The sequence below is a fragment of the Enterobacter sp. CGMCC 5087 genome (assembly GCF_003144775.1).
Lineage (GTDB): Bacteria > Pseudomonadota > Gammaproteobacteria > Enterobacterales > Enterobacteriaceae > Enterobacter > Enterobacter cloacae_M.
In genome coordinates, this window is record NZ_QFXN01000230.1 from 1 (window position 1) to 25,620 (window position 25,620).

At 53.9% G+C, this 25,620-nt stretch carries 29 protein-coding genes and 2 pseudogenes; 30 read left to right on the forward strand and 1 reads right to left on the reverse strand.

Features of this window, described 5'->3' with window-relative positions:
• The 29 genes and pseudogenes from DEO48_RS27255 to DEO48_RS20280 form a co-directional block, all read left to right on the forward strand.
• Window positions 1-108: pseudogene (locus DEO48_RS27255) on the forward strand (DUF968 domain-containing protein); the annotation flags it as partial.
• Window positions 109-129: 21 nt separating this feature from the next.
• Window positions 130-822: a bacteriophage antitermination protein Q gene (locus DEO48_RS20145; protein ID WP_109846114.1), complete on the forward strand. Its 693-nt coding sequence runs from the start codon at window positions 130-132 to the stop codon at window positions 820-822.
• A gap of 198 nt (window positions 823-1,020) precedes the next feature.
• On the forward strand, window positions 1,021-1,212 hold the full coding sequence (locus DEO48_RS20150) for a hypothetical protein (protein WP_016240136.1): 192 nt from the start codon (window positions 1,021-1,023) through the stop codon (window positions 1,210-1,212).
• Window positions 1,213-1,362: 150 nt separating this feature from the next.
• Window positions 1,363-2,415, forward strand: a complete 1,053-nt coding sequence (locus tag DEO48_RS20155) for a site-specific DNA-methyltransferase (RefSeq protein ID WP_032623270.1) — start codon at window positions 1,363-1,365, stop codon at window positions 2,413-2,415.
• Between the two features lie 70 nt (window positions 2,416-2,485).
• Window positions 2,486-2,701 (forward strand): class II holin family protein, encoded by a 216-nt coding sequence (locus DEO48_RS20160; protein WP_000286102.1) that lies wholly within the window; start codon window positions 2,486-2,488, stop codon window positions 2,699-2,701.
• Window positions 2,701-3,237, forward strand: a complete 537-nt coding sequence (locus tag DEO48_RS20165) for a lysozyme (RefSeq protein ID WP_032623271.1) — start codon at window positions 2,701-2,703, stop codon at window positions 3,235-3,237. Before DEO48_RS20160 ends, DEO48_RS20165 begins: the two co-directional genes overlap by 1 nt.
• Entirely contained in the window at window positions 3,234-3,749 is a 516-nt protein-coding gene (locus tag DEO48_RS20170; protein WP_109846115.1) for a hypothetical protein, read from the forward strand. Before DEO48_RS20165 ends, DEO48_RS20170 begins: the two co-directional genes overlap by 4 nt.
• Before the next feature lie 110 nt (window positions 3,750-3,859).
• Window positions 3,860-4,402, forward strand: coding sequence for a hypothetical protein (locus DEO48_RS20175; RefSeq protein WP_109846116.1), 543 nt, complete (start codon window positions 3,860-3,862; stop codon window positions 4,400-4,402).
• A gap of 196 nt (window positions 4,403-4,598) precedes the next feature.
• Window positions 4,599-5,087 carry a DUF1441 family protein gene (locus DEO48_RS20180; RefSeq protein ID WP_020884621.1) on the forward strand — a complete coding sequence of 163 codons (489 nt, stop codon included), beginning with the start codon at window positions 4,599-4,601 and terminating at the stop codon, window positions 5,085-5,087.
• Window positions 5,087-7,189: a phage terminase large subunit family protein gene (locus DEO48_RS20185; RefSeq protein WP_109846117.1), complete on the forward strand. Its 2,103-nt coding sequence runs from the start codon at window positions 5,087-5,089 to the stop codon at window positions 7,187-7,189. Before DEO48_RS20180 ends, DEO48_RS20185 begins: the two co-directional genes overlap by 1 nt.
• Window positions 7,186-7,401, forward strand: a complete 216-nt coding sequence (locus tag DEO48_RS20190) for a hypothetical protein (RefSeq protein ID WP_001704123.1) — start codon at window positions 7,186-7,188, stop codon at window positions 7,399-7,401. The genes DEO48_RS20185 and DEO48_RS20190 overlap by 4 nt, the downstream gene beginning before the upstream one ends.
• A complete protein-coding gene (locus DEO48_RS20195; RefSeq protein WP_109846118.1) occupies window positions 7,398-8,897 on the forward strand; it encodes a phage portal protein in 1,500 nt (499 codons plus the stop codon). The genes DEO48_RS20190 and DEO48_RS20195 overlap by 4 nt, the downstream gene beginning before the upstream one ends.
• On the forward strand, window positions 8,824-10,857 hold the full coding sequence (locus DEO48_RS20200; RefSeq protein WP_375232174.1) for a ClpP-like prohead protease/major capsid protein fusion protein: 2,034 nt from the start codon (window positions 8,824-8,826) through the stop codon (window positions 10,855-10,857). The genes DEO48_RS20195 and DEO48_RS20200 overlap by 74 nt, the downstream gene beginning before the upstream one ends.
• An 82-nt stretch (window positions 10,858-10,939) precedes the next feature.
• Window positions 10,940-11,266 carry a DUF2190 family protein gene (locus tag DEO48_RS20205; RefSeq protein ID WP_109846120.1) on the forward strand — a complete coding sequence of 109 codons (327 nt, stop codon included), beginning with the start codon at window positions 10,940-10,942 and terminating at the stop codon, window positions 11,264-11,266.
• Window positions 11,267-11,291: 25 nt separating this feature from the next.
• Window positions 11,292-11,534 carry a DNA breaking-rejoining protein gene (locus DEO48_RS20210; RefSeq protein WP_231686662.1) on the forward strand — a complete coding sequence of 81 codons (243 nt, stop codon included), beginning with the start codon at window positions 11,292-11,294 and terminating at the stop codon, window positions 11,532-11,534.
• A gap of 9 nt (window positions 11,535-11,543) precedes the next feature.
• The gene (locus tag DEO48_RS20215) at window positions 11,544-12,122 is read left to right on the forward strand and encodes a phage tail protein (protein ID WP_109846121.1); all 579 of its coding nucleotides are present in this window, start codon (window positions 11,544-11,546) and stop codon (window positions 12,120-12,122) included.
• Window positions 12,119-12,520: a phage minor tail U family protein gene (locus tag DEO48_RS20220; RefSeq protein ID WP_001704117.1), complete on the forward strand. Its 402-nt coding sequence runs from the start codon at window positions 12,119-12,121 to the stop codon at window positions 12,518-12,520. Before DEO48_RS20215 ends, DEO48_RS20220 begins: the two co-directional genes overlap by 4 nt.
• Before the next feature lie 9 nt (window positions 12,521-12,529).
• Window positions 12,530-13,273, forward strand: coding sequence for a phage tail protein (locus tag DEO48_RS20225; protein ID WP_109846122.1), 744 nt, complete (start codon window positions 12,530-12,532; stop codon window positions 13,271-13,273).
• Between the two features lie 10 nt (window positions 13,274-13,283).
• Window positions 13,284-13,715 carry a phage tail assembly chaperone G gene (gene gpG / locus DEO48_RS20230; RefSeq protein ID WP_032677930.1) on the forward strand — a complete coding sequence of 144 codons (432 nt, stop codon included), beginning with the start codon at window positions 13,284-13,286 and terminating at the stop codon, window positions 13,713-13,715.
• A 50-nt stretch (window positions 13,716-13,765) separates the two neighbouring features.
• Window positions 13,766-14,038, forward strand: a complete 273-nt coding sequence (locus DEO48_RS20235; RefSeq protein ID WP_010429901.1) for a phage tail assembly protein T — start codon at window positions 13,766-13,768, stop codon at window positions 14,036-14,038.
• The gene (locus DEO48_RS20240; RefSeq protein WP_109846123.1) at window positions 14,022-17,159 is read left to right on the forward strand and encodes a phage tail tape measure protein; all 3,138 of its coding nucleotides are present in this window, start codon (window positions 14,022-14,024) and stop codon (window positions 17,157-17,159) included. Before DEO48_RS20235 ends, DEO48_RS20240 begins: the two co-directional genes overlap by 17 nt.
• Window positions 17,156-17,494, forward strand: a complete 339-nt coding sequence (locus tag DEO48_RS20245) for a phage tail protein (RefSeq protein ID WP_001704112.1) — start codon at window positions 17,156-17,158, stop codon at window positions 17,492-17,494. The genes DEO48_RS20240 and DEO48_RS20245 overlap by 4 nt, the downstream gene beginning before the upstream one ends.
• Window positions 17,495-17,549: 55 nt before the next feature.
• Window positions 17,550-18,287: a phage minor tail protein L gene (locus DEO48_RS20250; protein ID WP_109846124.1), complete on the forward strand. Its 738-nt coding sequence runs from the start codon at window positions 17,550-17,552 to the stop codon at window positions 18,285-18,287.
• Between the two features lie 2 nt (window positions 18,288-18,289).
• Window positions 18,290-19,009 (forward strand): C40 family peptidase, encoded by a 720-nt coding sequence (locus tag DEO48_RS20255; RefSeq protein WP_109846125.1) that lies wholly within the window; start codon window positions 18,290-18,292, stop codon window positions 19,007-19,009.
• On the forward strand, window positions 19,002-19,619 hold the full coding sequence (locus DEO48_RS20260; RefSeq protein WP_048993969.1) for a tail assembly protein: 618 nt from the start codon (window positions 19,002-19,004) through the stop codon (window positions 19,617-19,619). Before DEO48_RS20255 ends, DEO48_RS20260 begins: the two co-directional genes overlap by 8 nt.
• Window positions 19,620-19,704: 85 nt before the next feature.
• Window positions 19,705-20,181 carry a hypothetical protein gene (locus DEO48_RS20265; RefSeq protein ID WP_146198310.1) on the forward strand — a complete coding sequence of 159 codons (477 nt, stop codon included), beginning with the start codon at window positions 19,705-19,707 and terminating at the stop codon, window positions 20,179-20,181.
• Between the two features lie 64 nt (window positions 20,182-20,245).
• Window positions 20,246-23,710 carry a host specificity protein J gene (locus DEO48_RS20270; protein ID WP_109846127.1) on the forward strand — a complete coding sequence of 1,155 codons (3,465 nt, stop codon included), beginning with the start codon at window positions 20,246-20,248 and terminating at the stop codon, window positions 23,708-23,710.
• Window positions 23,710-24,012, forward strand: a complete 303-nt coding sequence (locus tag DEO48_RS20275; RefSeq protein WP_072268479.1) for a hypothetical protein — start codon at window positions 23,710-23,712, stop codon at window positions 24,010-24,012. Before DEO48_RS20270 ends, DEO48_RS20275 begins: the two co-directional genes overlap by 1 nt.
• Window positions 24,009-24,650 carry a hypothetical protein gene (locus tag DEO48_RS20280; protein ID WP_109846128.1) on the forward strand — a complete coding sequence of 214 codons (642 nt, stop codon included), beginning with the start codon at window positions 24,009-24,011 and terminating at the stop codon, window positions 24,648-24,650. The genes DEO48_RS20275 and DEO48_RS20280 overlap by 4 nt, the downstream gene beginning before the upstream one ends.
• Here DEO48_RS20280 and DEO48_RS20285 read toward each other — a convergent pair.
• Window positions 24,615-24,977, reverse strand: coding sequence for a hypothetical protein (locus DEO48_RS20285; protein ID WP_109846129.1), 363 nt, complete (start codon window positions 24,975-24,977; stop codon window positions 24,615-24,617). The two genes, DEO48_RS20280 and DEO48_RS20285, sit on opposite strands and share 36 nt — an antisense overlap.
• 126 nt (window positions 24,978-25,103) lie before the next feature.
• Here DEO48_RS20285 and DEO48_RS20290 point away from each other — a divergent pair.
• Window positions 25,104-25,620: pseudogene (locus DEO48_RS20290) on the forward strand (tail fiber domain-containing protein); the annotation flags it as partial.

A 25,620-nucleotide genomic window follows, 5' to 3' on the forward strand; every position in this document is an offset into this window, starting at 1 on the left:
TTACATGCTGATGTTGCAGCGTTCGAGAAAAAACACGGTACCCAGCTGGAGCTGCTATTCCGGTTTATGAATCGAGCGCTGGCGATCGGCGTAATAACAAAAGCGTAATTGTATGGAGCGCTGATCATAATGAATTTACAAGAACTGGAATTTACGCGGATTGAACTGCGCCGAGCGCTGGCGGATTTATCAGGTTCGACAAAAGGACAGCTGCAGGCGTTCAGTGAGCATCCACCAGCAGATAAGAACAAATACCCCCGGCACCATCCTGAAATCGTCATGGAGGGTGGGGAAGGTTGTGGATCCAAGGTTGTAAAAACGATGGCCACTCCACTTTATGTTCTTGAGACAAGGAGCCGTCGCCGACCTTTACCGCCTATTAAGGATGCGGAGTTCGCTTGTTCAGCATGGCGTCGTTCGGTCAATGGTCTTGGGGAGCATTTGCAGGCATGGGTGCGGTACTGCTATGGGCATGACCTTGCTTTCCGGTACCAGAGGTTAATGTGCCAGCACGTATGGGAAGAGTTTCAACGTCAGCATAGCGGCAAAAAAATCCAGGACCGTGTCACTAAAAAACTGGTAGGGCTTGTCTGGCTGGCGGCGCAAGAAGTTGCTGCCTCGCGTAATAACGATACCTATCAGGAGTATGCTGGTGCAGCTCTGGCGCGCATGGTCAGCGTTGAGCGTTCCACCTGGCTCAGGGTGTATTCAGGGCACTGGGCGGCTTTCAAAGCGTCGTTTACTGAGATGGACAGCCAGGCACTAAGCGAAATTTTGTCACGGTACGAAGAGTACCAAGAACTGAAAGTGGCGGAAATGTGAGCTAACTTTCACTAACTCCCTCAATTGGGCTTGCAAAATGCAACAAAATGAGCCATATTTGAAGCTAATTTGATATTTTGTCATAATTATATATAACCTCGCCTCGGCGGGGTTTTTTTATGCCTTTTGTATCTAAAGCTTGATGCAAAAATGAACCAGAGTTATCTGTGTGTCACACGATAAAAAAGGGAAAAAGGCATGCAAAATCAACCTTATATGACAGAAGAAGCAAAGGCGGTTTTTAACGAACTCAGCGCTTCACCAGCGACAGCTGGGGAAATTGCACAGAATACGCACCTTAGCCGAGAGAAATGCCAGCTCATTCTGACGCAGCTGGTTATGGCGGGGTTATCAGATTACCAGTTTGGATGTTACAAACGCCTCCACTGAAGGGGGCATTCTGCTGTGGAAATGGGCGGCTGGTGGGTGTTGTAGCACCCAACCAGCCATTAGCTCATGCTTTCAGGTCACAAGCTAACCAAGGCCCACTGCTTTAGCGCAAAAGCATAGTGAGCCTATCAGAGTTACGCTTACGGATCTATGAAAAATACTGTAAATATAAACAGTGTTGAGCTTGTCAACGCTGACTGCCTGCAATACCTCGCAACCCTCCCAGACAACACCATCGACCTTATTGTTACGGATCCGCCTTATTTTAAGGTGAAGCCGAACGGCTGGGATAATCAGTGGAACGGTGACGCCGACTATCTTCGCTGGCTTGATATGTGTCTTGCCCAGTTCTGGCGAGTGCTTAAGCCTGCCGGCAGCCTGTATTTGTTTTCAGGTCACCGACTTGCATCTGATATTGAGATCATGATGCGTGAACGCTTCAACGTCATGAACCACATTATCTGGGCGAAGCCATCAGGGCGCTGGAACGGGTGTAATAAAGAAAGCCTGCGCTCTTACTTCCCCGCGACGGAACGCATCCTTTTCGCTGAACATTATCAGGGGCCATATAAGCCGAAAAGCGACGGGTTTGCTGAGAAAAGCAACGAGGTCAAACAGCACGTCATGGCTCCGTTAATCACCTACTTTCGGGATGCACGAGCCGAACTGGGGGTCACGTCCAGGCAAATAGCTGACGCCACCGGAAAGAAAAATATGGCGTCTCACTGGTTCGGTGCCAGTCAGTGGCAACTACCGAACGAGCAGGATTACGAAAAGCTGCAGGAATTGTTCACTCAGATCGCCATTGAGAAGCACCGCGCCTCTGAACTCAAAGCACCGCATCACCAGCTGGTGGCCACATGGCATTCGTTGAACCGGAAATACCTTGATCTGCTGGAAGAGTACAAATCTCTTCGGCGGCATTTCTCTGTGACAGTAGCCGTGCCCTATACAGACGTCTGGACACATAAACCCGTCCAGTTCTATCCAGGCAAACACCCGTGCGAAAAGCCCGCTGATATGTTGCGGCAAATCATCAACGCCAGCAGCAGGCCCGGCGATGTGGTAGCTGATTTCTTTATGGGCTCGGGATCAACTGTTAAAGCAGCCATTGAACTGGGCCGCCAGGCTATCGGCGTAGAACTGGAAGAGGAACGTTTCAACCAGACGGTAAGTGAGGTAAGGCAGCTGGCAGGGGAATAAAAGCTTGGGTCGCTATCGCGGCCCTTTTTATTACCTCAACTGGACACCCGCAACGTAGCGAGGTGAGAGCATGTATCGAATGGAAAAAATCACGACGGGTATTGCATACGGCGCATCGGGAGGGGGGACCGGATACTGGTTGCTTCAGCTCCTCGATAAAGTCTCCCCATCTCAATGGGCGGCCATTGGTGTGCTCGGTAGCCTCATGTTTGGTTTGCTGACGTGGTTAACGAGTCTGTACTTCCAAATCAAAGCGGATCGCCGCAAAGCTGCGCGGGGTGAATGATGTCGAACAAAGCAAAGCTCAGCGCAGCAGTGCTGGCGCTAATCGCGTCAGGGGCATCTGCTCCACTCATTTTCGACCAATTCATCAGCGAGAAAGAAGGCAATGCGCTGGTGGCCGTTGTTGATCCCGGTGGGGTCTGGTCTTTATGTCACGGCGTGACCGTTATCGATGGCAGGCGTGTTGTTAAGGGCATGACGGCCACTGAGGAACAATGCCGGAAGGTTAACGCTATTGAACGCGATAAGGCATTAGCCTGGGTTGATCGCAATATCAAAGTGCCTCTGACAGAGCCACAGAAGGTGGGTATCGCATCCTTCTGCCCGTATAACATCGGCCCCGGTAAATGCTTCCCGTCGACCTTCTATAAGCGCATCAACGCAGGTGACCGCATCGGTGCATGCGAGGCAATCCGCTGGTGGATTAAAGACGGTGGGCGTGATTGTCGACTAACCAAAGGGCAGAAGAATGGCTGCTATGGACAGGTCGAGCGGCGCGATCAGGAAAGTGCGCTGGCGTGCTGGGGGTTGGACCAATGAAAATAAATCCGGGTCTTATCGGCGTTCTCGTTATAGCTGGCCTGTCAGTCGCCCTCGTTAAGAGCTGCTCAGACGCCAGCAGCCTTCAGAGCGAAAACGACGTTCTGCGAAGTGACAACTCTTTGCAGGGGCAGGTGATCGCCTCACAAGCACTCAACTTCAATCGGTTCAATCAGGTTGCCGAACATGCCAACAGGCTTAACTCCCTGATCGACACCAGCACTGAAGAAACCGTTATCGAATACCGGGAGATTCTCCGTCGTGAAAAAACCTGTGATCTGCCTGTTCCTGCTGACATTGCTGGTGGGCTGCTCGAATACGCGCACCGTTTACGTGCCAGCGCCTTGCACACCGATACCGGCGGACCTGACGCAGCCGATGATCGTACCGCTGCCGCCAACACAATAACGTACTGCCAGGCTGTGCTCTGGATTAAACCGCTGCTGGCCGTTATTGAAAAGGGTAACAATAATTTGGAGGGCATCAGGCAGATTGAGAAGGAGCGTCAATGATACTTATCCCATCCAACGGATAATTGTTCTCTTTTTGCAGGTAGGAGAGATTATCACCAGGTGCTAGTGAGTCGCCTTTCTTATACACTCACCCAAAAAGTGAGGAATCTATGGATGAGAAAGTGATGGCTATAGCCACCCTCAATGCTGCTCGAGATGCGGCTGACTGGGCGTTTTGGTCTATGATAGGAACTTGGTTTGCTGGTGTAGCAACCTTTTTAGCAGTTCTAACTTCTCTTTATATAGCTTTTAGGGATAAAAAGTCCTTTATCGGGGGGAAGGTAAGGCTTGGACATATATTTTCTGATATCGACGATAAATCAGTTGTAGCTATATCGGTAGTTAATCGTTCTCTTCATGCAGTTAAATTGAAATCAATTTTCTGGGAAGTTAATGGTGATTATGAATTTCAGCAGTTATTTAGAAATCCAGCATCTGATCCGCTTCCAATTCGCTTGGAACATGGCGATGAAGCTCATTATCGAATAATTCTTAACGAAGATGATGATTGGCTAAAAAGAATTGCTATGAGAATAAGTAAGGTGAATTCATCACCTGAAAGGCTACGTTGCGTTGTTGCGCTTTCTACTGGCGAGAGGGTGCGTTTAAAAATAGATAAGCGTATAAAAAGTAAGATAAAACAATTCATGTAACTACATTGAAAGGTCGCTCAAGCGGCCTTTTTTCTTATGGGTCCTCCCGGCAGGGTGGCCTGCCACGGGGCGGCGCGCTCGCGGGAAACGGCTAGTTTTTCGGATCCAGGGTCATCATCATCATGTGCGCAGGTCTTTGATTTAACTAGAGACCATTTTCGCAAGATGTCGAATCGTTCAAAAAGTGTTCACCATCATGGACCAGGAAATTGCCACTTTAAAACTCAATATCAACCAGCTGGCAGGGATAACCGGCGTACACCGTCAGACGGTTGCCGCGAGACTGAAAAATGTTGAACCTGCTCCAGGCAGCAACAGCAAGTTAAAGCTCTATCTGGTGACCGACATTCTGACCGAACTGATGATCCCTACCGTTTCGGCCAACATCGATGATATGCCCCCCTCTGACAGGCTGTCCCACTGGAAAGCAGAGAATGAGAGGCTGAAGTTCGAACAGGATACGGGGCAGTTAATACCCGCAGATGAAGTGGCGCGAGAATTCTCATTGATGGCGAAAGCCGTCGTCATGGTACTTGAAACCCTCCCGGATGTGCTCGAGCGCGACTGTGCTTTAACGCCTGCTGCGGTAGTTCGTGTGCAAAGCGTTATTGATGATCTGCGCGACCAGATGGCGGAGAGGGTGCAGGACGCTGAAAAAGAGGAGGAAGAGCCTGAGGAGGACTGATGGCAAAGCGGGCATCCGCCAGGGACATCCGCCGCGATGTCTCCGGTATTTTACGAGCCCCGCGTCGTATGCCGGTGGCCGATGCGGTCAGTACTTATATGCGCGTGCCAATGGGGGCGGGAAACTCAGTTCCATGGGATCCTGATCTGGCACCCTATGTGATTGAGCCGATGAACTGCCTGGCATCGCGTGAATACGATGCGGTGGTGTTTGTGGGCCCGGCGCGAACGGGTAAAACCATCGGGCTGATTGACGGCTGGATTGTTTATAACATTGTCTGCGATCCGGCAGATATGCTTGTGATTCAGGTATCTGAGGAAAAAGCGCGCGAGCATTCCAAAAAACGCCTGGACCGTACTTTTCGCTGTAGCCCTGAAGTTAAAACCCGGCTAAGCCCAAGACGTAACGATAACAACGTCTACGACCGTACATTCCGCGCCGGTAACTATCTGAAGCTGGGCTGGCCATCCGTCAATATCATGTCGTCCTCGGACTATAAGAGTGTGGCGCTGACGGATTATGACCGCTTTCCGGAAGATATCGACGGGGAGGGGGATGCTTTTTCACTGGCATCGAAGCGTACCACGACATTCATGTCCTCCGGGATGACGCTGGTTGAAAGCTCGCCCGGGAGGGATATCAGAGACACAAAATGGCGGCGCTCCACGCCCCATGAAGCCCCTCCGACCACCGGAATTTTATCGCTCTATAACCGTGGTGACCGCCGTCGTCTTTACTGGCCATGTCCGCATTGCGGCGAATATTTCCAGCCGGAAATGGACAATATGACCGGATACCGCGACAGCAGCGATCCTGTGCTTGCCAGCGAAGCGGCGTTTCTTCAGTGCCCTGCCTGTAAAGGCAGGATCACACCGGACATGAAGCGTGCGCTGAACATGAAATGTGTCTGGCTCCGGGACGGGCAAACCATCGACAGTAAAGGCCAGGTTAGCGGTGATGGCCGTCGTTCCCGTATTGCCTCCTTCTGGATGGAAGGTCCGGCAGCTGCTTACCAGACCTGGGCGCAGCTTATTTATAAGTTCCTGACCGCCGAGCAGGAATATGAATCCACGCGCAGCGAAGAAACCCTGAAGACGGTGATCAATACCGATTTCGGCAGGCCCTATTTGCCGCGGGCCAGCATGGAGCAGCGTAAAAGTGAATTGCTCGAGCAGCGTGCCGAAGAAGTCCCAAAACGTTCGGTACCGGACGGCGTGCAGTTTCTCACTGCGACCGTGGACGTGCAGGCCGGGCGCAACCGGCGCTTTGTTGTGCAGATTACGGGTTATGGAAGTATGGGTGAGCGCTGGATAGTTGACCGTTACAACATCCGGCATTCGCTGCGCTGCGACGGCAACGGTGAAAGCATTCAGGTGGACCCGGCGAGCTATCCAGAGGACTGGGATCTTTTACTCACCGACGTCTTTGATAAAACGTGGCCACTCGCAACTGACCCGTCAAAGGGCATGCGGCTGATGTCGATGGCCGTGGACTCAGGGGGCGAAGATGGCGTGACGGATAATGCCTACAAGTTCTGGCGCAGATGTCGCCGTGAGGGGCTGGGTAAGCGTATCTATCTCTTCAAGGGGGACAGCGTCAGGCGCAGCAAACTTATCCAGCGAACGTTTCCCGACAACACGGGCAGATCAACGCGCCGCGCACAGGCGACGGGTGATGTGCCTCTTTATCTTCTCCAGACCGATGCCCTTAAAGACCGGGTGAATAATGCGCTGTGGCGTGATTCACCCGGCCCTGGCTATGTGCATTTCCCCGCCTGGCTGGGCAGCTGGTTCTATGACGAACTGACGTATGAGGAACGCTCGAATGAAGGGAAATGGAGTAAGCCCGGCCGGGGCGCAAACGAAGCATTTGACCTGCTCGTTTATGCCGACGCGCTCGCCATCCTTAGTGGTTACGAAAAAATCAAATGGCCGTCTGCTCCTGAGTGGGCACGGCGGGAAACGTGGATCGAGGACACGCAGACGGAAGCTGGCGAAATGCCATCCCCGCCGCCTGCGCCGAAATCTAAATCAAAACCAAAACGTGAGAAGCCCGTAACCGAGCAGGCTAATCCGTGGTCTTCGTCAGGAGGTTGGGTGTGAATCCAGCAGATATTCAAAACATGATCGACCGCTACGCTGCAGCCGAGCTGTCTGTTCTGGAGGGGAAATCAATCACTTTCAACGGGCAGCAGATGACGCTCGAAAACCTGTCGGAAATCAGAAAAGGCCGTCAGGAATGGGAGCGACGACTGGCAACGCTCAATAACAAACGCCGCGGGCGACCCGGCTACAGGCTGGCGAGGTTTGGATGAGTTTTTTAGATGATGCGATTGGCCTGTTTTCACCAGGCTGGAAAGCCTCACGCCTGCGTGCCCGCGCGGTTATTAAGGCGTATGAGGCGGTAAAGCAAACGCGTACCCACAAAGCCCAGAAGGAAAATCGTTCAGCCGATCAGCTCAGCCAGATGGGGGCGGTGTCACTGAGGCAGCAGGCGCGCTGGCTGGACAACAACCACGATCTGGTGATTGGCGTTTTCGACAAGCTGGAAGAAAGGGTGGTGGGTGCGAAGGGCATCATAGTTGAACCGCATCCGATGCTGAGTAACGGGAAGATCGCTAAAAAGCTGGCCACTGATATCCGCAGAAAGTGGGGCGAATGGTCCGTAAGACCCGATGTTACAACCCAGTTTACCCGCCCCATGCTGGAGCGGCTGATGCTGCGAACGTGGCTCCGGGACGGTGAGGTATTTGCTCAGCTGGTTCGCGGAACTGGAAATGGTCTTCAGCCGGTTGCTGGCGTGCCGTTCTGGCTGGAAGCGCTGGAGCCGGACTTCGTGCCGATGAACAGCGATGCCGCCACCCAGCTCAATCAGGGCGTTTTTGTCGATAACTGGGGGCGCCCGAAAAAATATCAGGTCTATAAAAGCCTGCCAGTATCCGGGCGTCAGTTCGATACCAAAGAGATAGATGCAGAAAACATGCTTCATCTCAAATTCACACGACGCCTGCACCAGACCCGCGGAACGTCTCTTTTGTCAGGTGTTCTGATGCGTCTGAGCGCGCTGAAAGAGTACGAGGACTCGGAGCTTACCGCTGCCAGAATTGCTGCCGCACTCGGCATGTATATCAAAAAAGGCGACGGACAGAGCTTCGATTCTGATTCCGGCAGCGATGACCGCGAGCTGATGATTCAGCCCGGTATGCTCTATGACGAACTGCAGGCCGGGGAAGAAATCGGGATGATTAAATCCGATCGCCCGAACCCTAACCTCGAGTCTTTTCGTAACGGGCAGCTGCGTGCCGTGTCCGCCGGCAGTCGCCTCAGCTTTTCCAGCACATCCAGAAACTACAACGGAACGTACAGTGCCCAGCGGCAGGAGCTTGTCGAGTCAACCGACGGATATCTGATTCTTCAGGACTGGTTCATCGGTTCAATGACCCGGCCCATGTACCGGGCCTGGCTGAAGATGGCTATTGCTGCCGGAGAAATCAAGCTGCCGAGAGGCATCGATATGGACTCGCTGTATAACGCAGTTTATTCGGGACCCGTTATGCCGTGGATTGATCCCGTTAAAGAAGCGAATGCCTGGAAAACGCAGATCCGCGGCGGTGCCGCCACTGAATCCGATTGGATCCGTGCCAGCGGTCGCAACCCGGATGATGTTAAGTCACGCCGTAAAGCGGAGGTTGACGAGAACCGAGAACAGGGCCTGGTGTTTGACACCGACCCCGCCAATGATAAAGGAGGCACCAGTGCCGAAGCCAAAGAACCGGACGCGCCACCGTCCGAAAGCCAGCGTAAAAAGTAATTCGTGGTTCCGCATGCAGGCCAGCAGTAACAGCGAGGCCGACATTTTTATTTATGACGAAATCGGGTACTGGGGCGTAACGGCGAAACAGTTCGTCAATGATCTCCGGGCACTTGGGGACGTCACCCACATCAACCTTTATATCAACTCGCCCGGTGGTGATGTCTTCGACGGTATTGCTATCTATAACGCGCTGAAGCACCACGGCGCGGCGATTACCGTGCATATCGACGGTCTGGCGGCCTCCATGGCCTCGGTGATTGCGATGGTAGGCAATCCGGTCATCATGCCTGAAAACACGATGATGATGATCCATAAGCCCTGGGGGTTTGCTGGTGGTGATGCGAGCGATATGCGCGACTATGCGGATCTTCTCGACAAGGTTGAATCCGTTCTTATCCCGGCTTATGCGCAGAAAACCGGAAAATCCACCGAAGAAATTGCGGCAATGCTGGAGGACGAAACCTGGATGAACGGCAGCGAGTGCCTTGAACTGGGTTTTGCCGACCAGGTGACACCATCCCTTCAGGCTATGGCCTGTATTCATTCAAAACGTATTGAGGAATTTGAAAAAATGCCAAAAAGCATTCGCAACATGATCACCCCGCCGCGTAACACTACCCAGCGTGACCCGGTTATTACCCAGCCTCAGGCACCGCAGGCAAAAACAGACCCGGCACCGGATGAAAATGCGATCCGCGCGCAGGTGATGGCTGAGCAGAAAGCCCGTGTTAACGCTATCGGCGATCTCTTTGCCATGTTCGGCAATAAGCACATGGAACTGCAGAATCAGTGTGTGGCCGACCCTGATTGCTCCGTCGATAAGGCGAAAGATTTGCTGCTGGCAGAACTCGGTAAAACGGCCACGCCGTCCAATAAAACCACCCAGCCGCATATTCATGCGGGCAATGGTAACTTCGTCGCGGATGGTATTCGCCAAGCACTGATGGCGCGTGCCGGGTTCGAAGGTCAGGAGCGGGATAACGTTTATAACGGTATGACGCTGCGCGAGTATGCGCGTATGGCCCTGACAGAAAAAGGTATCGGCGTGGCCAGCTACAACCCGATGCAGATGGTTGGCCTGGCGCTGACCCACAGCACCTCTGACTTTGGCAACATTCTGCTCGATGTTGCGAACAAAGCGCTGATTCAGGGCTGGGACGAGGCGCAGGAAACCTTCGAGCAGTGGACCAAAAAAGGCCAGCTGTCGGACTTCAAAACGGCGCATCGTGTCGGTATGGGTGGTTTCCCTTCTCTGCGACAGGTTCGCGAAGGGGCTGAGTACAAGTACATCACTACCAGTGACAAAGGCGAAACCATCGCGCTTGCCACGTATGGTGAAATCTTCTCAGTAACCCGCCAGGCGATCATCAACGACGATCTGAACCAGCTTACCGACGTACCGATGAAGATGGGGCGCGCGGCGAAAGCAACGATTGGCGATCTGGTTTACGCCATTCTGACCAAAAACCCGAAACTCTCAGACGGAAAGGCGCTGTTCCATGCCGATCACAAGAACCTGAGCTCAGGCGCAATTTCTGTGGCCAGCCTGGACGAATCGCGCAAGCTGATGCGTCTGCAGAAGGAGGGGGAGCGAACCCTGAATATCCGTCCGGCCTACATGCTGGTCCCCGTCGCCCTGGAAACTCTGGCAAATCAGACCATCAAGTCGGCCAGTGTTAAAGGTGCAGACATCAATGCCGGGATCGTTAACCCTATCCAGAACTTTGCAGAAGTCATTGCCGAACCACGCCTGGATGAAGCTGATGCGAAAGCCTGGTATCTGGCTGCCGCGAAGGGCACCGACACCATCGAGGTTGCTTATCTCAACGGCGTCGACACGCCATACATCGATCAGCAGGAAGGCTTCACCACTGATGGTATCGCCACGAAAGTGCGTATTGATGCAGGTGTGGCGCCGCTGGACTATCGCGGCATGACCAAATCCTCTGGTCAGTAAAAAACAGTCCTGACAAACAGACGCCCGTAAGGGCTTTTTTTATACCTGAAACCAGCCCCGCAAGGGGCTGAATGGAGAAGTTATGGCTAAGAACTATGCGCAGGACGGGAAAACAATCCCTCTGGTAAACAGTGGTGCAACCGATGTTCACAGCGGCGACCCGGTTGTTGTTGGAAAACTTATCGCGGTTGCAATTACCGATATCCCGGCTGGCGCTACCGGGGACGGTTTTACTGAGGGCGTTTTCCTCCTGCCAAAAGTTTCCGCAGATGCGGTTACTGCCGGGGCGCAGGTGTATCTGAAGGACGGCAAAATCACGATCGAAGAAACGGACGCTGTTGCCGCCGGCATCGCCTGGGAAGATGCAGGGGCAAACACCACCGTTGTTGAAGTTAAGATCAATGCCTAACCCCTTTGACCGGATGGCGGCACGCATGGACGCGGCCACCATAAAAAAGATGGGAAAGACAGCGATCATAAATGGCAGCAGCTATGACGTTGTTCCCGCCGAGCAGCTCGAGGAAATGGGGCCATTGTCGGGAATGGGTACTTCGCTGGTAGTTTTCTCTGAGCTTTACCAGCCACGCCGAAACGACAGTGTCGACTACGACGGTAAGAACCTGACCGTTACCCGCTATGACATGTTCAACGGAAAACCCCGCATCCATCTCGAATGAGGAGGAGCTATGTCTGTGAAAGGACTGGAAAGAGCTATTCAGAACCTGAACAGCCTCAGCCGGTTAATCGTTCCTGAGGCAACCGCAAAAGCACTTAACCGGGTGGCCAGCAGAACGATAAGCCAGGGGAGCAAAGCTGTAGCGAAAGAGGCAAAGGTGGATGATAACCGGAAAAAGGGGCTTCCGGTTCGTCTGGTCCGCCAGCGTTCCCGTCTGCGCAAGGCCCGTCACGATCGCCCGGTCGCGTCGATAAAAATCAACCGCGGTAATCTTCCTGCGATAAAGCTCGGCACGGCGCGCGTCCGGCTCTCGCGTAAAAAAGGGGCCAGAAACGGAGCGGGTAGCGTCCTCAAAATCGGACCCTATACCTTTCGTAACGCTTTTATTCAACAGCTTGCGAACGGGCGCTGGCAGGTCATGCGGCGCGTAGGTCAGGCCCGTTATCCGATTGATGTGGTCAAAGTTCCTCTTGAGACACCGCTCACCCTGGCATTCACCGCTATTTCAAAGCGCCTTATTGAAAGCGATATGCCTAAAGAACTTTCCGCAGCCCTGAAAAACCAACTGAGGATCCACCTGAAGCGATGAACAGACACAGCGCAATTCGTGCAGCCATTCTGGCAAAACTGAAAGCTGAGATCACCGACACGGTCACCTGGTTTGACGGGCGCCCTGTTTTTCTTGAAGAGCAGGATCTCCCTGCCGTGGCTGTATACCTTTCTGACGCGGAGTACACCGGCGATTCGCTTGACGAAGATTCGTGGCAGGCGGTTGTTCACATCGAGGTATTTCTTAAAGCCTCCAGCCCCGACAGCGCGCTTGATTCCTGGATGGAAGAGAAAGTGTATCCGGCAATGGCCTTCATCCCGGGCCTGACCGAACTGGTCGAGACGTTCACCCCGCAGGGTTATGACTATCAGCGGGATGATGAAATGGCCACCTGGGGTTCAGTCGATTTCACGTACTTAATCACCTATTCAATTTAAGAGGTACTTATGCCTACTCCAAACCCGCTGGCCCCCGTGAAAGGTGCCGGTACCACCCTCTGGCTTTACACCGGAACGGGCAACGCTTTCGCTAACCCACTCTCGGATATCGACTGGAACCGCCTGGCGAAAATTAAAGAGCTGACGCCGGGCGAAATGACCGCCGAATCGTATGACGACACTTACCTCGACGACGAGGATGCCGACTGGAACGCGACGGCCCAGGGGGCAAAATCTGCTGGCGATACCTCGTTCACCCTCGCCTGGAAGCCGGGCGAAGAAGGGCAAAAAGACCTTGTCGCATGGTTTATTGATGGCTCAGTACGCTATTACAAAATCAAATACCCGAACGGTACCGTCGACGTTTTCCGCGGCTGGTGCAGCAGCCTGGGTAAAGCCATTCCGGCAAAAGAGGTCATTACCCGTACAGCGAAAATCACCAATACCGGCAAGCCGGAACTGGCAGAAGAAAGCGGGTCCCCGAATATCCCCGTGACCGGCGTTACGCTCGATAAAGCCACGGCAAGCGTGGCCGTCGGCGCAACCACAACGCTCAATGTGACGGTTAACCCTGCCAGTGCCTCAGATACCTCGTTCCGCGTGGCAACCTCCGACGGGGCAAAAGCAACGGTCACCGTTAGCGGCAACGCGATCACCGTCACCGGCGTGGCGGCAGGCACCGCTGACGTTATTGTTATGACCAGCGACGGTAATTTCGTTGCGGTCTGCAAAGTCACCGTAACTGCAGCGTAAGGAAGGACGCATGTTTCTGAAAAAAGAGAAGTTCACCTGGCAAACAGAATCCCTGACCATCTTCGAGTTGTCGGCGCTGCAGCGTATTGAGTACATCACGTTTATGGCCGCAGAGGAAAAGGCCGTCAGCGCTGACAGCGACGGCATCAGCGATCAGGAAATGACGGCCAGGCTGATAGGCTCAAATATTCGCTGCGGTGCGCGTTTGATCGCGATGTCTTTGTGGCATAACGATCCGGCTGGCACGGATGTGGAAACGCTTTATCAGCAGGTGCTTAGCGGCTGGCCGCCGGAGGCGATCGGTAAAGCAGAAATGGAAATTAAGCTGCTCTCCGGCATGCTCGTTCCGGTTGAGGATGACAATCCTGCCGATCCGGATGCCTCCGCGGAGGCCGAAAGCGCAGAACCCGTTACGGCGGAAAAGCCCTTGCCAGCGAGCTGAAGTTTGTCCTGAATCTGGCGCGCGAGTTCGGACGACCCGACTGGCGCGCCATGCTGGCTGGAATGACTTCCAGTGAGCTGGGCGACTGGCACCAGTTCTACCGGGAGCATTATTTTCAGGACGCGCAGCTCGATGCGCATTTCTCAGAGCTGCTTTATTCCATCTCCACTCTTTTCTTCCGCGACCCGGAACTTACCCCCGCACATTTCAGCCTGCTTTCTCCTTCCGGTATCGTCATCAGCGATGACGAGCCGGATGATGATGCGCTGATGGCCGCAGCTGAGGGGATAACAGGAGGTATCCGATATGGCCCAGCAGATTAGCGATCTGGTCATCAACCTTGACGTCGACAGCGCCACGTTTAGTGAGCAGGTTGCCCGCATAAAGGGCCAGCTAACCGGGATGGCTGAGGACTCTGAAAAAGTCCAGACGCGAATGCAGCGGGCTTCCGAGCGGCAGGCGGCTGCGTTTAAAACCGTGGGCGACGCTGGCGCGGCGGCTGCCGCAGATATGAAATCCCGCCAGTCGGCCGCAACGGAAGGGCTGACCAAAGACTGGCAGAACGTTTCAAAGTCCGTTGATGAAACTCACCGCCGCGTTACCGAGCTTAATCAGCGCATGCGTGAGAATGACGGGCAGGCCGCAGCGCTTGCCCGTCGACAGGATGAACTGGCGGCATCATTTTTCCGCCAGATTGACGGCGTTCGCCAGCTCAACGGTGAGACACAGTCGCTTGCGAACGTGCAGGCGCGCTTTCGCGCAGCGAGGGCACAGGGCAACATAACCCAGCAGGATTATCTCGCCCTTATTTCCCGCACCACGGCCCGGCAAAAAGAACTGCAGATCGTGGAGGAAAAATCGGCCGCAGCGCGCACGCGATTCCTCAGCCAGCTGAAGCAACAGGTTGCAGAGCAAAAGCTCTCGGGTACCGAGCTGCTGCGCATGAAGGCGGCGCAGGTCGGTGCCAGCGATGCGGCTGAGGTCTATATCCGCAAGCTTGAAGCTGCCAAAGTGGCCACGCATGGTCTGGGGCTGCAAAGTGCTGCTGCCCGGCAGGAGCTGGGGGTACTTATCGGCGAGGTCATGCGCGGTAACTTCGGTGCGCTGCGCGGCTCCGGGATCACGCTGGCGAACCGGGCAGGATGGATAGACCAGCTGCTGTCGCTACGCGGCCTGGGGATCGCCGGCCTGGTTGGTGGGATTGCCGCGGCGGTATTCGGGCTGGGTAAGGCCTGGTATGACGGCAGCAAAGAGTCTGAGGAATTTAACAGGCAGCTGATCCTGACCGGGAACTACGCGGGGAAAACGTCAGGGCAGCTGCAGGCGCTGGCGCGCTCGCTGGCAGGTAATGGCATCACGCAGCATGCCGCTGCAGGCGTGCTGGCCCAGGTCGTTGGCAGCGGCGCGTTCAGCGGTAATGACGTCAGCATGGTCAGCAATGTTGCCGCCAGGCTGCAGCAGGCTACCGGACAGGCCGTCGACGAAACCATAAATCAGTTTAAGCGCCTGAAGGATGATCCGGTTAACGCGGTCGCGACGCTCAACGATTCCCTTCACTTTCTGACGGCCACCCAGTATGAACAGATAGCTTCTGCTCAGGCGCTGGGGGATTCGCAGAAGGCCGCCGAGCTGGCCATGCGGGCATATTCCGACGCGGTCATTCAGCGCGCCGGGGCGGTCGAGGATAATCTTGGCTCTCTCGAAAAAGCCTGGAACTGGGTGAAGAATGCCGCCTCCGGCGCATGGGATGCGATGCTTGGCATAGGGCGTAATCCTGACTCCGCGATGAAGCGCCAGGACTCTTTTGCTGAATGGCAGGCAGCAGAGAAAGAGTACCGCGCGCTGTCCAGCAATCTTAAAGTCGACCCGGATTATGCCGGTAACAACGTTCTGCAGAAAGCTGATGCGGAAAGGCTGAGAAACGCGCGCCAGCAGGTGGAGCTGAAAAAGCAGGCTTACGATCTTGCCGATCAGCAATATGCCCAGGAAGGGCTGGCAGCCGCGCGGGAAAAAATGCGGACGGACCAGCAGGCTCAGGCAATCCGCAACCAGCAGCAGTTTAACCAGCTGGTGGAGTCCGGCGCGACGGCGGCAGAAAAGCGGGCTTCAGCAGAGAAAAAGCTCAGTCAGCTTATTGAGAAAAACCGCCAGGATGCGAAAGACGGTGTCGCCACGCTGTGGACTGAAAAGGACATTGCCGCGGCTCGCGCTGGGATTGAAAAGCAGTGGAAGGATCCAAAAACGCCGAAAGGCAAAAGCTACTCAACGCCCGCCGGGGACAAAGCAGAGGAAAAGGCGCAGGCCGAACTTCTCACCCTTCAGGCCCAGCTTAAAACGCTTGAGCAGCATACCAGCGTGAATGACGTCATAAGCAAACAGCGTCAGGATCTCTGGCAGACTGAAAATCAGTTCACCGTTCTGCAGGAGGCTGCAGGGCGTCGTCAGCTTACGGCGCAGGAAAAATCCCTGCTGGCGCACAAGGAAGAAACGCTCGAGTACAAGCGGCAGGTGGCCGACCTGGGCGATAAGGTTGCCAGCCAGCAAAAGCTCAACCAGCTGGCCGATCAGGCCGTGAAGTTTGAGCAGCAGCAAAAAGCCGCCAGGGCGGGCTTGCAGGCTCAGTCTGCGGGGGTATCCACCCGGGAAGCCGGGAGACAAACTACGCTGCAGCGTCTCAGCGAAAGCTATTCGTACAACCCTCAGGCGCAGCAAAAGGTTTTGGAAGAGCAAAGGGCGACGTTCGAGGCTGAAGATGCCCTGCGCGCAAACTGGCTGGCCGGTGCTAAGCAGGGCTGGGCTGAGTATCAGGATTCAGCGACAAACGTCTTCAGCTCGGTACAGCAGATTTCGCAGGCAACGTTCAGCGGGCTGGCGGGCCAGCTTACCAGCCTGACGACAACCGGGAAGGCGAGCTTCAGGGACTTCACCAGCTCGATCCTTAAAATGATAGTGTCCGTTATCAACCAGTTGCTGGTGGCTTATACCATCCAGAGCGCCATGGGCTGGGTGAGCGGCGGGGCGAAAACCTCCTCTGCAGGCCAGTCATTCGCGGTTCCGTCATTCCGGCCACAGGGCTATGACGTGGGCGGTTTTACCGGGCACGGCGGCAAATATGAGCCCGCAGGCGTGGTACATCGCGGGGAATTCGTCTTCACCAAAGAATCGACCAGCCGTATCGGTGTGGCCAATCTCTATCGCCTCATGCGCGGGTATGCCTCGGGTGGTCTCGTCGGCGGCGGGAGCGCAGTCGGTGCTGGTATGGGGGGGATCAGTGTTTATGCCCCAGTTAGCATCAGCCAGCAGGGGGGAGACGGAAACATAAATCAGGCGAACGCCACGGGGACGGCGAAACAGCTGCAGGCGATTGTTCAGCAGACAATCACCGAGCGACTGAAAAAAGAAATGTCCGCAGGCGGCGTGCTTTATTCGAGGAGGACACAGTGACGGACACATTTACCTGGCGCACGCGCAAAACCGCGCAGGGCACTGAAACAGCCCGAACGCTGCAGGCCCAGTTCGGGGATGGCTACAAACAGATAGCAGGGATGGGGATCAACGACAAACAGGAAACGTGGAATCTGGACTGGACTGGAACCAGACAGGAGGCGGCTGCGCTGCGCGCTTTTCTGATGTCTCACGTTACTAAATCGTTCTGGTGGACCACGCCATGGGGTGAAAAAAAGCTGTTCAGAATGAAGGCCGATTCGTTCAGCGTTTCTTTCCCTACCGGGAAAAAAGCCACTGTGGCCTTCACTTTTGAACAGGCGTTCGCGCCCTGATTTTCTCGACAAACACTGAAAGCTGCCTCCGGGCGGTTTTTTTTATGGGGGGGGTATGAGTTTTACGGCAGATATACAACAGCTTGAGCCCGGCAGCGTTATTCAGCTGATTGAGATCGACGGCACTGAATTCGGTATGGATCAGGTGCTGCGTTTTCATGCGCACAATATACAGGAAGAAGGGTGGGCAGCCTTCGCCGCGGAAAATCTTCCCGCCATTATCTGGCAGGGAAACCAGTACGATCCCCATCCCTACGAACTGAAGGGTATGGAGTTATCGAGTACAGGGTCCCAGCCAACGCCCACGCTGTCCGTCGGGAACGTCGGAAACTATGTCACGGCGCTGTGTCTTGAATATGACGATATGGTCAGGGCTAAGGTCAAAATCCATACTACGCTTTCGAAGTATCTCGATGCCGCCAACTGGAAAAACGGTAATCCAAGTGCCAGCCCGGCCGATGAGCGCGTACAGCTATTTTACGTCAATGCCAAAACCGCAGAGACGCGGGTACAGGTTGATTTTGAGCTGTGTTCTCCTTTCGATATTCAGAGCCTGCAGCTGCCGACACGGCAGATTACTCCTGTCTGCACCTGGTGTATGCGGGGCTGGTACCGAAGCGGGACCGGATGCGATTACAACGGCACGAAATACTTTACCAAAGACGGTACGCCGACTGATGACCCGTCGAAAGACGTTTGTGGCGGCCGCCGGCAGGATTGTCAGGATCGTCACGGCCCGGACGCGCCGCTGCCGTTCGGCGGTTTTCCGGCTGCAAACCTGCAGGGGAAATAAAAATGCGTGAAAAATTGCTGGATGCTATCCGTCAGCACGTCGCTGCTGAATACCCCAAAGAAGCCTGCGGCCTGATTGTTCAGTCAGGCCAGCAACAAATCTATATTCCCTGCCGCAACATTGCCGATAAACCCGAGGATACATTCACGCTCTCCCCGGAAGACCAGCTCGCTGCCCGCGCGCGCGGTGAGATCATCATGCTCATTCATTCCCATCCGGATGTGGTTCGGCTGGTGCCATCAGAGCTGGACCGGATCCAGTGCGACTGGTCGGGTATTGAGTGGGGGATCATGTCCTGGCCGGACGGGGATTTTTGCACGATTTCCCCGCGTGAAGACCGGGATTATGCCGGGCGGCAGTGGGTACTGGGTTACGCGGACTGCTGGTCGCTTATCCGTGAGTTTTATCTGCGCGAATACGGCATTGTTCTCGGGAACTATTCGGTACCTTACGAATGGTGGGAGAGCGGCAAGGAGCGGCTCTACGACGACAACTGGGAGCGTGAGGGATTTGTTGAGATTGCCGCCGGTGCAATGCAGCCCGGGGATATCATCATGATGAGTGTGCAGGCATCGGTGACTAATCACGCCGCGGTATATGTGGGTGACAACATCATTCTCCATCATCTTTTCGGGCACCTTTCTTCGCGAACGCCTTATGGAAAATATTATCGCGACAGAACGGTCCGGGTGGTCAGGCATAAGGACAGAATGCATGGTTAAGACGCTTATTCTCGAAGGGAAAATGGCTAAAAAATTCGGTAAACGCGTTCAGTTTGACGTTGCCGACCTGCGCGAAATGCTCAGGGCCATGTGTTCACAGGTTCCCGGATTCAAAAAATACATGTCGGAAGCTCATATGAAGGGGATCCGTTTCGCCTTTTTTAACGGCGACAACAATATCGGGCTGGAAGAGTTTGATATGACCCGCGGTGGAAGCGTGTACCGGATCGTGCCCGTTTATGAGGGGGCCAAAAGTTCGGGCGTCCTGCAGATAGTTGTCGGCGCTGTTGCGCTGGTCGCTGCATTCTTTACCGCTGGTGCGAGCATGGCAGCCTGGGGGGCGGCCATGAGTGCAACAGCCATCAGCGCCACGTCAATTTTGACCGGGGTTGGGGTGTCAATGATGCTTGGCGGCGTTGTCCAGATGCTCACACCCCAGCCATCCTTCGGCGCGGGTAAATCCTCCAGCACGGACAACACGCCTAACTACGCCTTCGGGGCGCCGGTCAATACCGTCGCTATGGGGCATCCTGTCCCCCTGGCCTACGGTCTGATCGAGGCTGGGGGAGCGATAGTCAGCGCCGGTATGTACTCGAGCGATCAGCAATAGTGAAATGCAACCAAATAAGATGAACGTTACATTGCAATCTCCCTTGGTTATCATGTCCAAAACGATGCCGATCAAGGAGATGAAAGTGAAAAAATACGGTTTGGTCTTATTTGGTGTGCTCTTTATTTCAGGTTGTGCCCCACAAAATCAGAATAACAATTTACAAAAGCAATACGCTGATTTAGCAAATTGTGAAGATAACATTACGATGCCAAAACAAATGCCGCATAGTAAAAAGGAGTTTGCGGACTTTTTATCTAAGGCTGCGCTTAATGCCTCGGCAGATCAGTTTGTTATTCAGAAGCGTATAGAGATTCTTCAATTAGTTGGATGGGATAATTCGGTAGCTGATGCAATAACAACATGTAGCGCCACCAGAAAGAGCAAGCTTAAAGAAATTGGGGCGAATGTGTTTGAAACCATGAAAGCCAATACTAAAGACACAGAGGAACGTCGTGCTCTTGTTGAGGCTTATAGTTCGTGGGAGGCTTATGTAACCAGTCAAACGCCACTCGCAAAACAGGACTTTGACTCAAAAGTTAGTTATTACAAAAACATGTAATAAGACGCCATCATTAATACTAACAAAAAACCCAGCTCAGGCTGGGTTTTTTAATGGGGTAAAAATGCAACTTCTCCATGGTGAAACCATCTTACAGGGTGCAAAAGGGGGCGGTGGAAGCGCGCATACTCCGGTTGAGCAACCTGACGATCTGCTGTCGGTCGCAAAATTAAAAATGCTCATTGCCGTTTCTGAGGGAGAAATACAGGGCGACCTGACCGCTCAGAATATTTTTCTCAACGATACACCGCTGGCAAACGACAGCGGGGAATACAACTTCAGCGGCGTGAAATGGGAGTTCCGCAAGGGCACACAAGACCAGACCTATATTGCTGGGATGCCCCAGGTCGATAACGAGCTGGCGGTGGGCACAACTGTCACCACCACCGCGCCATGGACACGCCAGTTTACCAATCTTTCCCTGGATGCCATCCGCATCAAGCTCAGCCTTCCGGTCCAGTATCTCTATAAAGATAACGGCGATATGGTGGGCACGGTCACCGAGTATGCGATCGATTTATCAACGGACGGCGGCGCCTGGAAAACGGTTGTAAACGGCAAGTTTGACGGAAAGACCACGACGGAATATCAGCGAGACCACCGTATCGATCTGCCAAAATCCACGTCCGGCTGGTCTGTCAGGGTCAGGCGTATTACGGCTGATGCCAGCGGATCAAATTCGAAACTGGTTAACGCCTTCAAGGTGTTTTCGTATGCGGAAGTCATCGACAGCAAGCTTCGTTATCCTTTAACCGCGCTCCTGTATATCGAAGTGGACAGCAGCCAGTTCAACGGCAGCGCGCCGAAAGTGACCTGTAAGATAAAAGGCAAGCTTATTAAGGTTCCGGATAATTACGATCCGACAACCCGAACCTATTCTGGCTCATGGTCCGGCGGGTTCAAAATGGCCTGGTCCAATAACCCCGCCTGGATATTTTACGATCTGGTTCTTGATGAAATATACGGCATGGGCACGCGCGTGGATGCGTCCATGGTGGATAAGTGGGCGCTGTATTCAATTGCCCAGTATTGCGACGAAATGGTTTCCGACGGGGCCGGTGGTACCGAACCGCGGTTTACCTGCAACGTATTCATTCAGAGCCAGGAGGACGCCTGGCAGGTACTTAACGATCTCGCCGCGGTATTTCGTGGAATAACGTTCTGGGGCAACGATCAGATTTATGTCCAGGCAGACGTCCCGCAGGACGATGTTGACTGGGTTTATAACGCCTCAAACGTTATCGATGGGCTGTTTACTTATGCGGGCGGCTCATACAAGAATCGCTACAGCTCCTGCCTCGTGTCCTGGTCTGATCCGCAGAACCATTACAGCGATACCGTTGAGGGGGTCTACGATTCAGAGCTTGTAGAGCGTTACGACGTCAGGCAAACGTCCCTGACCGCAATCGGCTGCACCTCGCAAAGTGAAGCGCACCGGCGCGGTCGCTGGGTATTACTCTCCAATGCCAAAGACGGGACCGTATCGTTTGGGGTGGGGCTGGACGGCTATATTCCTCTGCCCGCTGAAATTATCGGTGTCGCCGATCCTTTCCGTTCCGGAAAGGAGAACGGGGGCCGCATAGTGGCGGTCAATGGCCGCCAGATTACGCTGGATCGAGAAATAGATTACGCAGCGAAAGACCGGCTGGTGGTTAACCTGCCCGACGGAAAAGCCCAGACGCGGACAATCAGCGCGGTGAGCGCCGATAAAATAACGGTGACGGTGGCTACGGCCTTCAGTCAGGCACCTGCCGCTGGTGCTGTATGGGCGATAGACAGTGATAACCTCGCGATACAGTACTTCCGGGTCACTTCAATTGCTGCCAACGATGACAGCACAGGCGGTTTCACAATTACGGCCGTTCAGCACGATCCAAACAAATACCGTTACATCGATGACGGCGTTCGGATCGAGTCGCCCCCGATCACCGTCACGCCGATAAGCGTCCTGTCTGCTCCGAAGAATATCTTGGTGACTGAGAGCGATCATGTGTCTCAGGGGCTGACTGTAGCAAGCCTGGACGTGTCATGGGATAAGGTGGAGGGCGCAATCCGGTATGTTGCCCAGTGGCGTAAGGACAACGGGGACTGGATAAACGTTCCGGTTACCAGCGCGCAGGGTTTCTCGGTTCAGGGCATTTATTCGGGCAGCTATGACGTGCGCGTCCGGGCGCTGAATGCGCAGGATACGTCGTCACCATGGGGATACGGTGAAACAACTTATCTCTCCGGTAAAACGGGAAAACCGGGTACTCCGCTGAACTTCCTGGCGACCGAAGATGTGGTCTGGCATATCGACCTGACCTGGAAATTTCCGGATGGCTCAGGTGACACGGCCTATACAGAGATTCAGCGCGCCACAACCTCTGACTTTGCCAATCCTGAATTGCTGGTCCTGGTGCCGTACCCGGCTGCAGATTATCAGCATGGTCCCATGCCTGCCGGCGTTCGCCAGTGGTACCGCGCGCGCCTGATTGACCGTATCGGTAATGCCGGGGACTGGACCGACTGGATCATGGGCACTTCCTCGATAGACGTTAGTGAAATAACTAACGACATTCTGGAGGACATGAAAGAGTCGGAAACGTTCAAAGACCTTCTCGAGAACGCGGTGGACAGCAACGAAAAAATTGCTGGCATGGCTGACGAAATCAAAAACCATGCTGACGAACTCGAGCAGCAGGCGAAAGACATCAAGGAGAACGCTGACGGGCTGGCTCAGGCCGAAGTGAAGATAGACGAGATTTCTGTGTCCATGGACGGCATGACGGGAGGCGTGAAGAACTCGGCAATTGCGATAATTCAGGCCAATCTTGCGCAGGTGGCCACGCGTAAAACTCTGTCGGCATCGGTAGCCGGTAACAGCGCGCAGCTGGACCGCATTGATGAGGTGATCGTCACAGACAGGGAGGCAACGGCACGCGCATTGCTGAGCCTGCAGACGAACGTCAACGGCAATACGGCATCTATCAACAGTCTGAGTCAGACGGTTTCGAATTATCAGCAGGCCACGGCAACGCAGATTAACGCCATCACTGCGACCATAAACGGAAATACGGCAGCGATAACCACGAACGCGCAGGCTATTGCGAACGTAAACGGCCAGCTCAGCGCGATGTACAACATCAAGGTTGGGGTAACGAGCAATGGACAGTATTACGCCGCGGGGATGGGGATCGGGGTGGAGAATACGCCATCCGGGATGCAGTCGCAGGTAATCTTCCTGGCCGATCGTTTTGCTGTCACTACGGCAGCAGGAAACAGCGTGGCGTTGCCATTTGTGATCCAGAATGGGCAGACGTTCATCAGGGCCAGCTTCATCCAGGACGGTACCATTGAGAACGCCAAAATCGGCAACTATATCCAGTCGAATAATTATGTGGCTGGATCTGCAGGCTGGAAGCTTGATAAGGGAGGAACGTTCGAAATTAACGGAGTGGCCGGGGGCGGGAGGATGCTGATATCCAGCACTCTCATTCGTATCTACGACAGCAACAACGTGCTGCGTGTCAGAATGGGGTTATGGTAATGCCACAGGGTTTGCAATGCTGGGACGGTGCAGGCCGTATTGCCGTTGATTTAAGTGATTATGCTATCCGGTATATTGGAAGCACGTCTGTAACATTTGCAGCGGGGGAAACGGCTAAGGACGTTTCCTTTTCCGGGGTAACGCAGGACGGGTCATTTATATCAATCGTATCGGCGAGTTCGGCAGGAGTAATAAATGAATATTATTGCCGGGCTTTTAATGGTGGCTTTACCGTTTTTTATTTACCGAGCGGCGGCAGTATTTCGATAACTCTTAATATGGAGGTTTATAACTTTCAATGAGTGGATTCGAAGTTTATAACAGCGCTGGTAAATTGCTGGTTGATTCACAAAACAGGTCGACACTTTTTTATGATCAGCGTGCGCTAGGTGCAGTGACTGACAAAGGTTATTACCGCGTGGATAGCCCGTTCGGAAACGGAAGCACGCTGGGTATTACCCAGCCGCAATTCTGGAATGATGGGAATTTGCGCTGGCTGCAGCTGGATACTAATAAGTATGGCTTACCAGGCGCTGACCTTCTGGAAGACAATGCGGGCAGCATGATACGCACGTCCAGAAACGTTGGAATGCAGAGCGGATATCTGGATGTTTTCGACAGCGCGGGGAATCTTATCTGGAGCGCCGCCTCGGCATCGAAAATGCCGCGCGTGGTGGGCTTTTTCGACGTGCCTGCCAATTACGATCTGCTGAACAATACCTTTGCGATAAACCTGAGTTTTAATCCGTGGATTCTGGTTAACAACTGCCCTGGTAACCTCAGTGACGACGGAACTGTCGTTGGTTATTCAGGAATCGCACTCAAATGGACAGGCTCACAGCTGCAGGGGAGGTACATCACAAAAAATCAGCGCAACTGGAGCCAGACACTTCAGGGGCGAGGGCTACGAATTCCCATCGCTCAGTTTGTCGGAATTTGATACTGCCGGGACGCGGGGGTATTGAGTAGCGATCATGTTTTGCTTAACACCTTTTGCAGGTTCGAAGCGGTATACGACATCAAGCTTATCCGTTTTCTTATAACAGATGTTGCTGAGCCGCTTATTTATATGTCGGCTGAAAATGCCATTGCTGCTGTCTGAAATTACGTTAACTTCCCTCGTGGCGCAGTCGATATTTACGTGAATATCTCCCCCAAGAGATAAGCGTGCCGCATCCACCGGGTAATCCATTTTAAAGGCATAGTCTCTGTCTTTATCGGCACAGCCAGCCGCCAGCAAAAGTGCCACGGCAAATAATCGTTTCATTTCTACATTCCTGTATCTGCGGGAATATCCATTTTATTCGAGTTTAAAAATTAGTCAGATTGATAAGAGCGATCAATTTTACATTATTGATCGCTTTAAACGATCGTTATTATCGTGAGGTAGTTCATGCTTTATAACACTGGCACTATTGCTATCAACGGAAATACAGCCACCGGAACGGGTACGAACTGGACTGCGCCAGCCAGCCAGGTTCGTGCTGGCCAGACGATCATCGTCATGTCTAACCCGGTGCAGATGTTCCAGATTTCATCTGTGAACAGCACCACGTCAATGACGGTTACGCCTGCTGCTTCCCCGGCGCTGAGCGGCCAAAAGTATGGAATACTGGTGTCCGACAACATCTCTGTCGACGGACTGGCACAGGCGATGTCGCAGCTTATCAAAGAGTATGACGAGAACATTGGCGCGTGGGAGACATTCGCCACTACCTCAGCAAACCAGACCATCACCGTTACCATCAACGGAACCTCCGTTAATATTCCAAGTATTGGCGCGCTTGCCAGAAAGGGGGCCAACAGCGATATCAGCGAGCTGAAAGGGCTCACTACTGCGCTTTCTGTTGCACAGGGCGGGACTGGGGCAAAGACCGAAGCTGACGCTCGCGCAAACCTCGGTTTGGGAA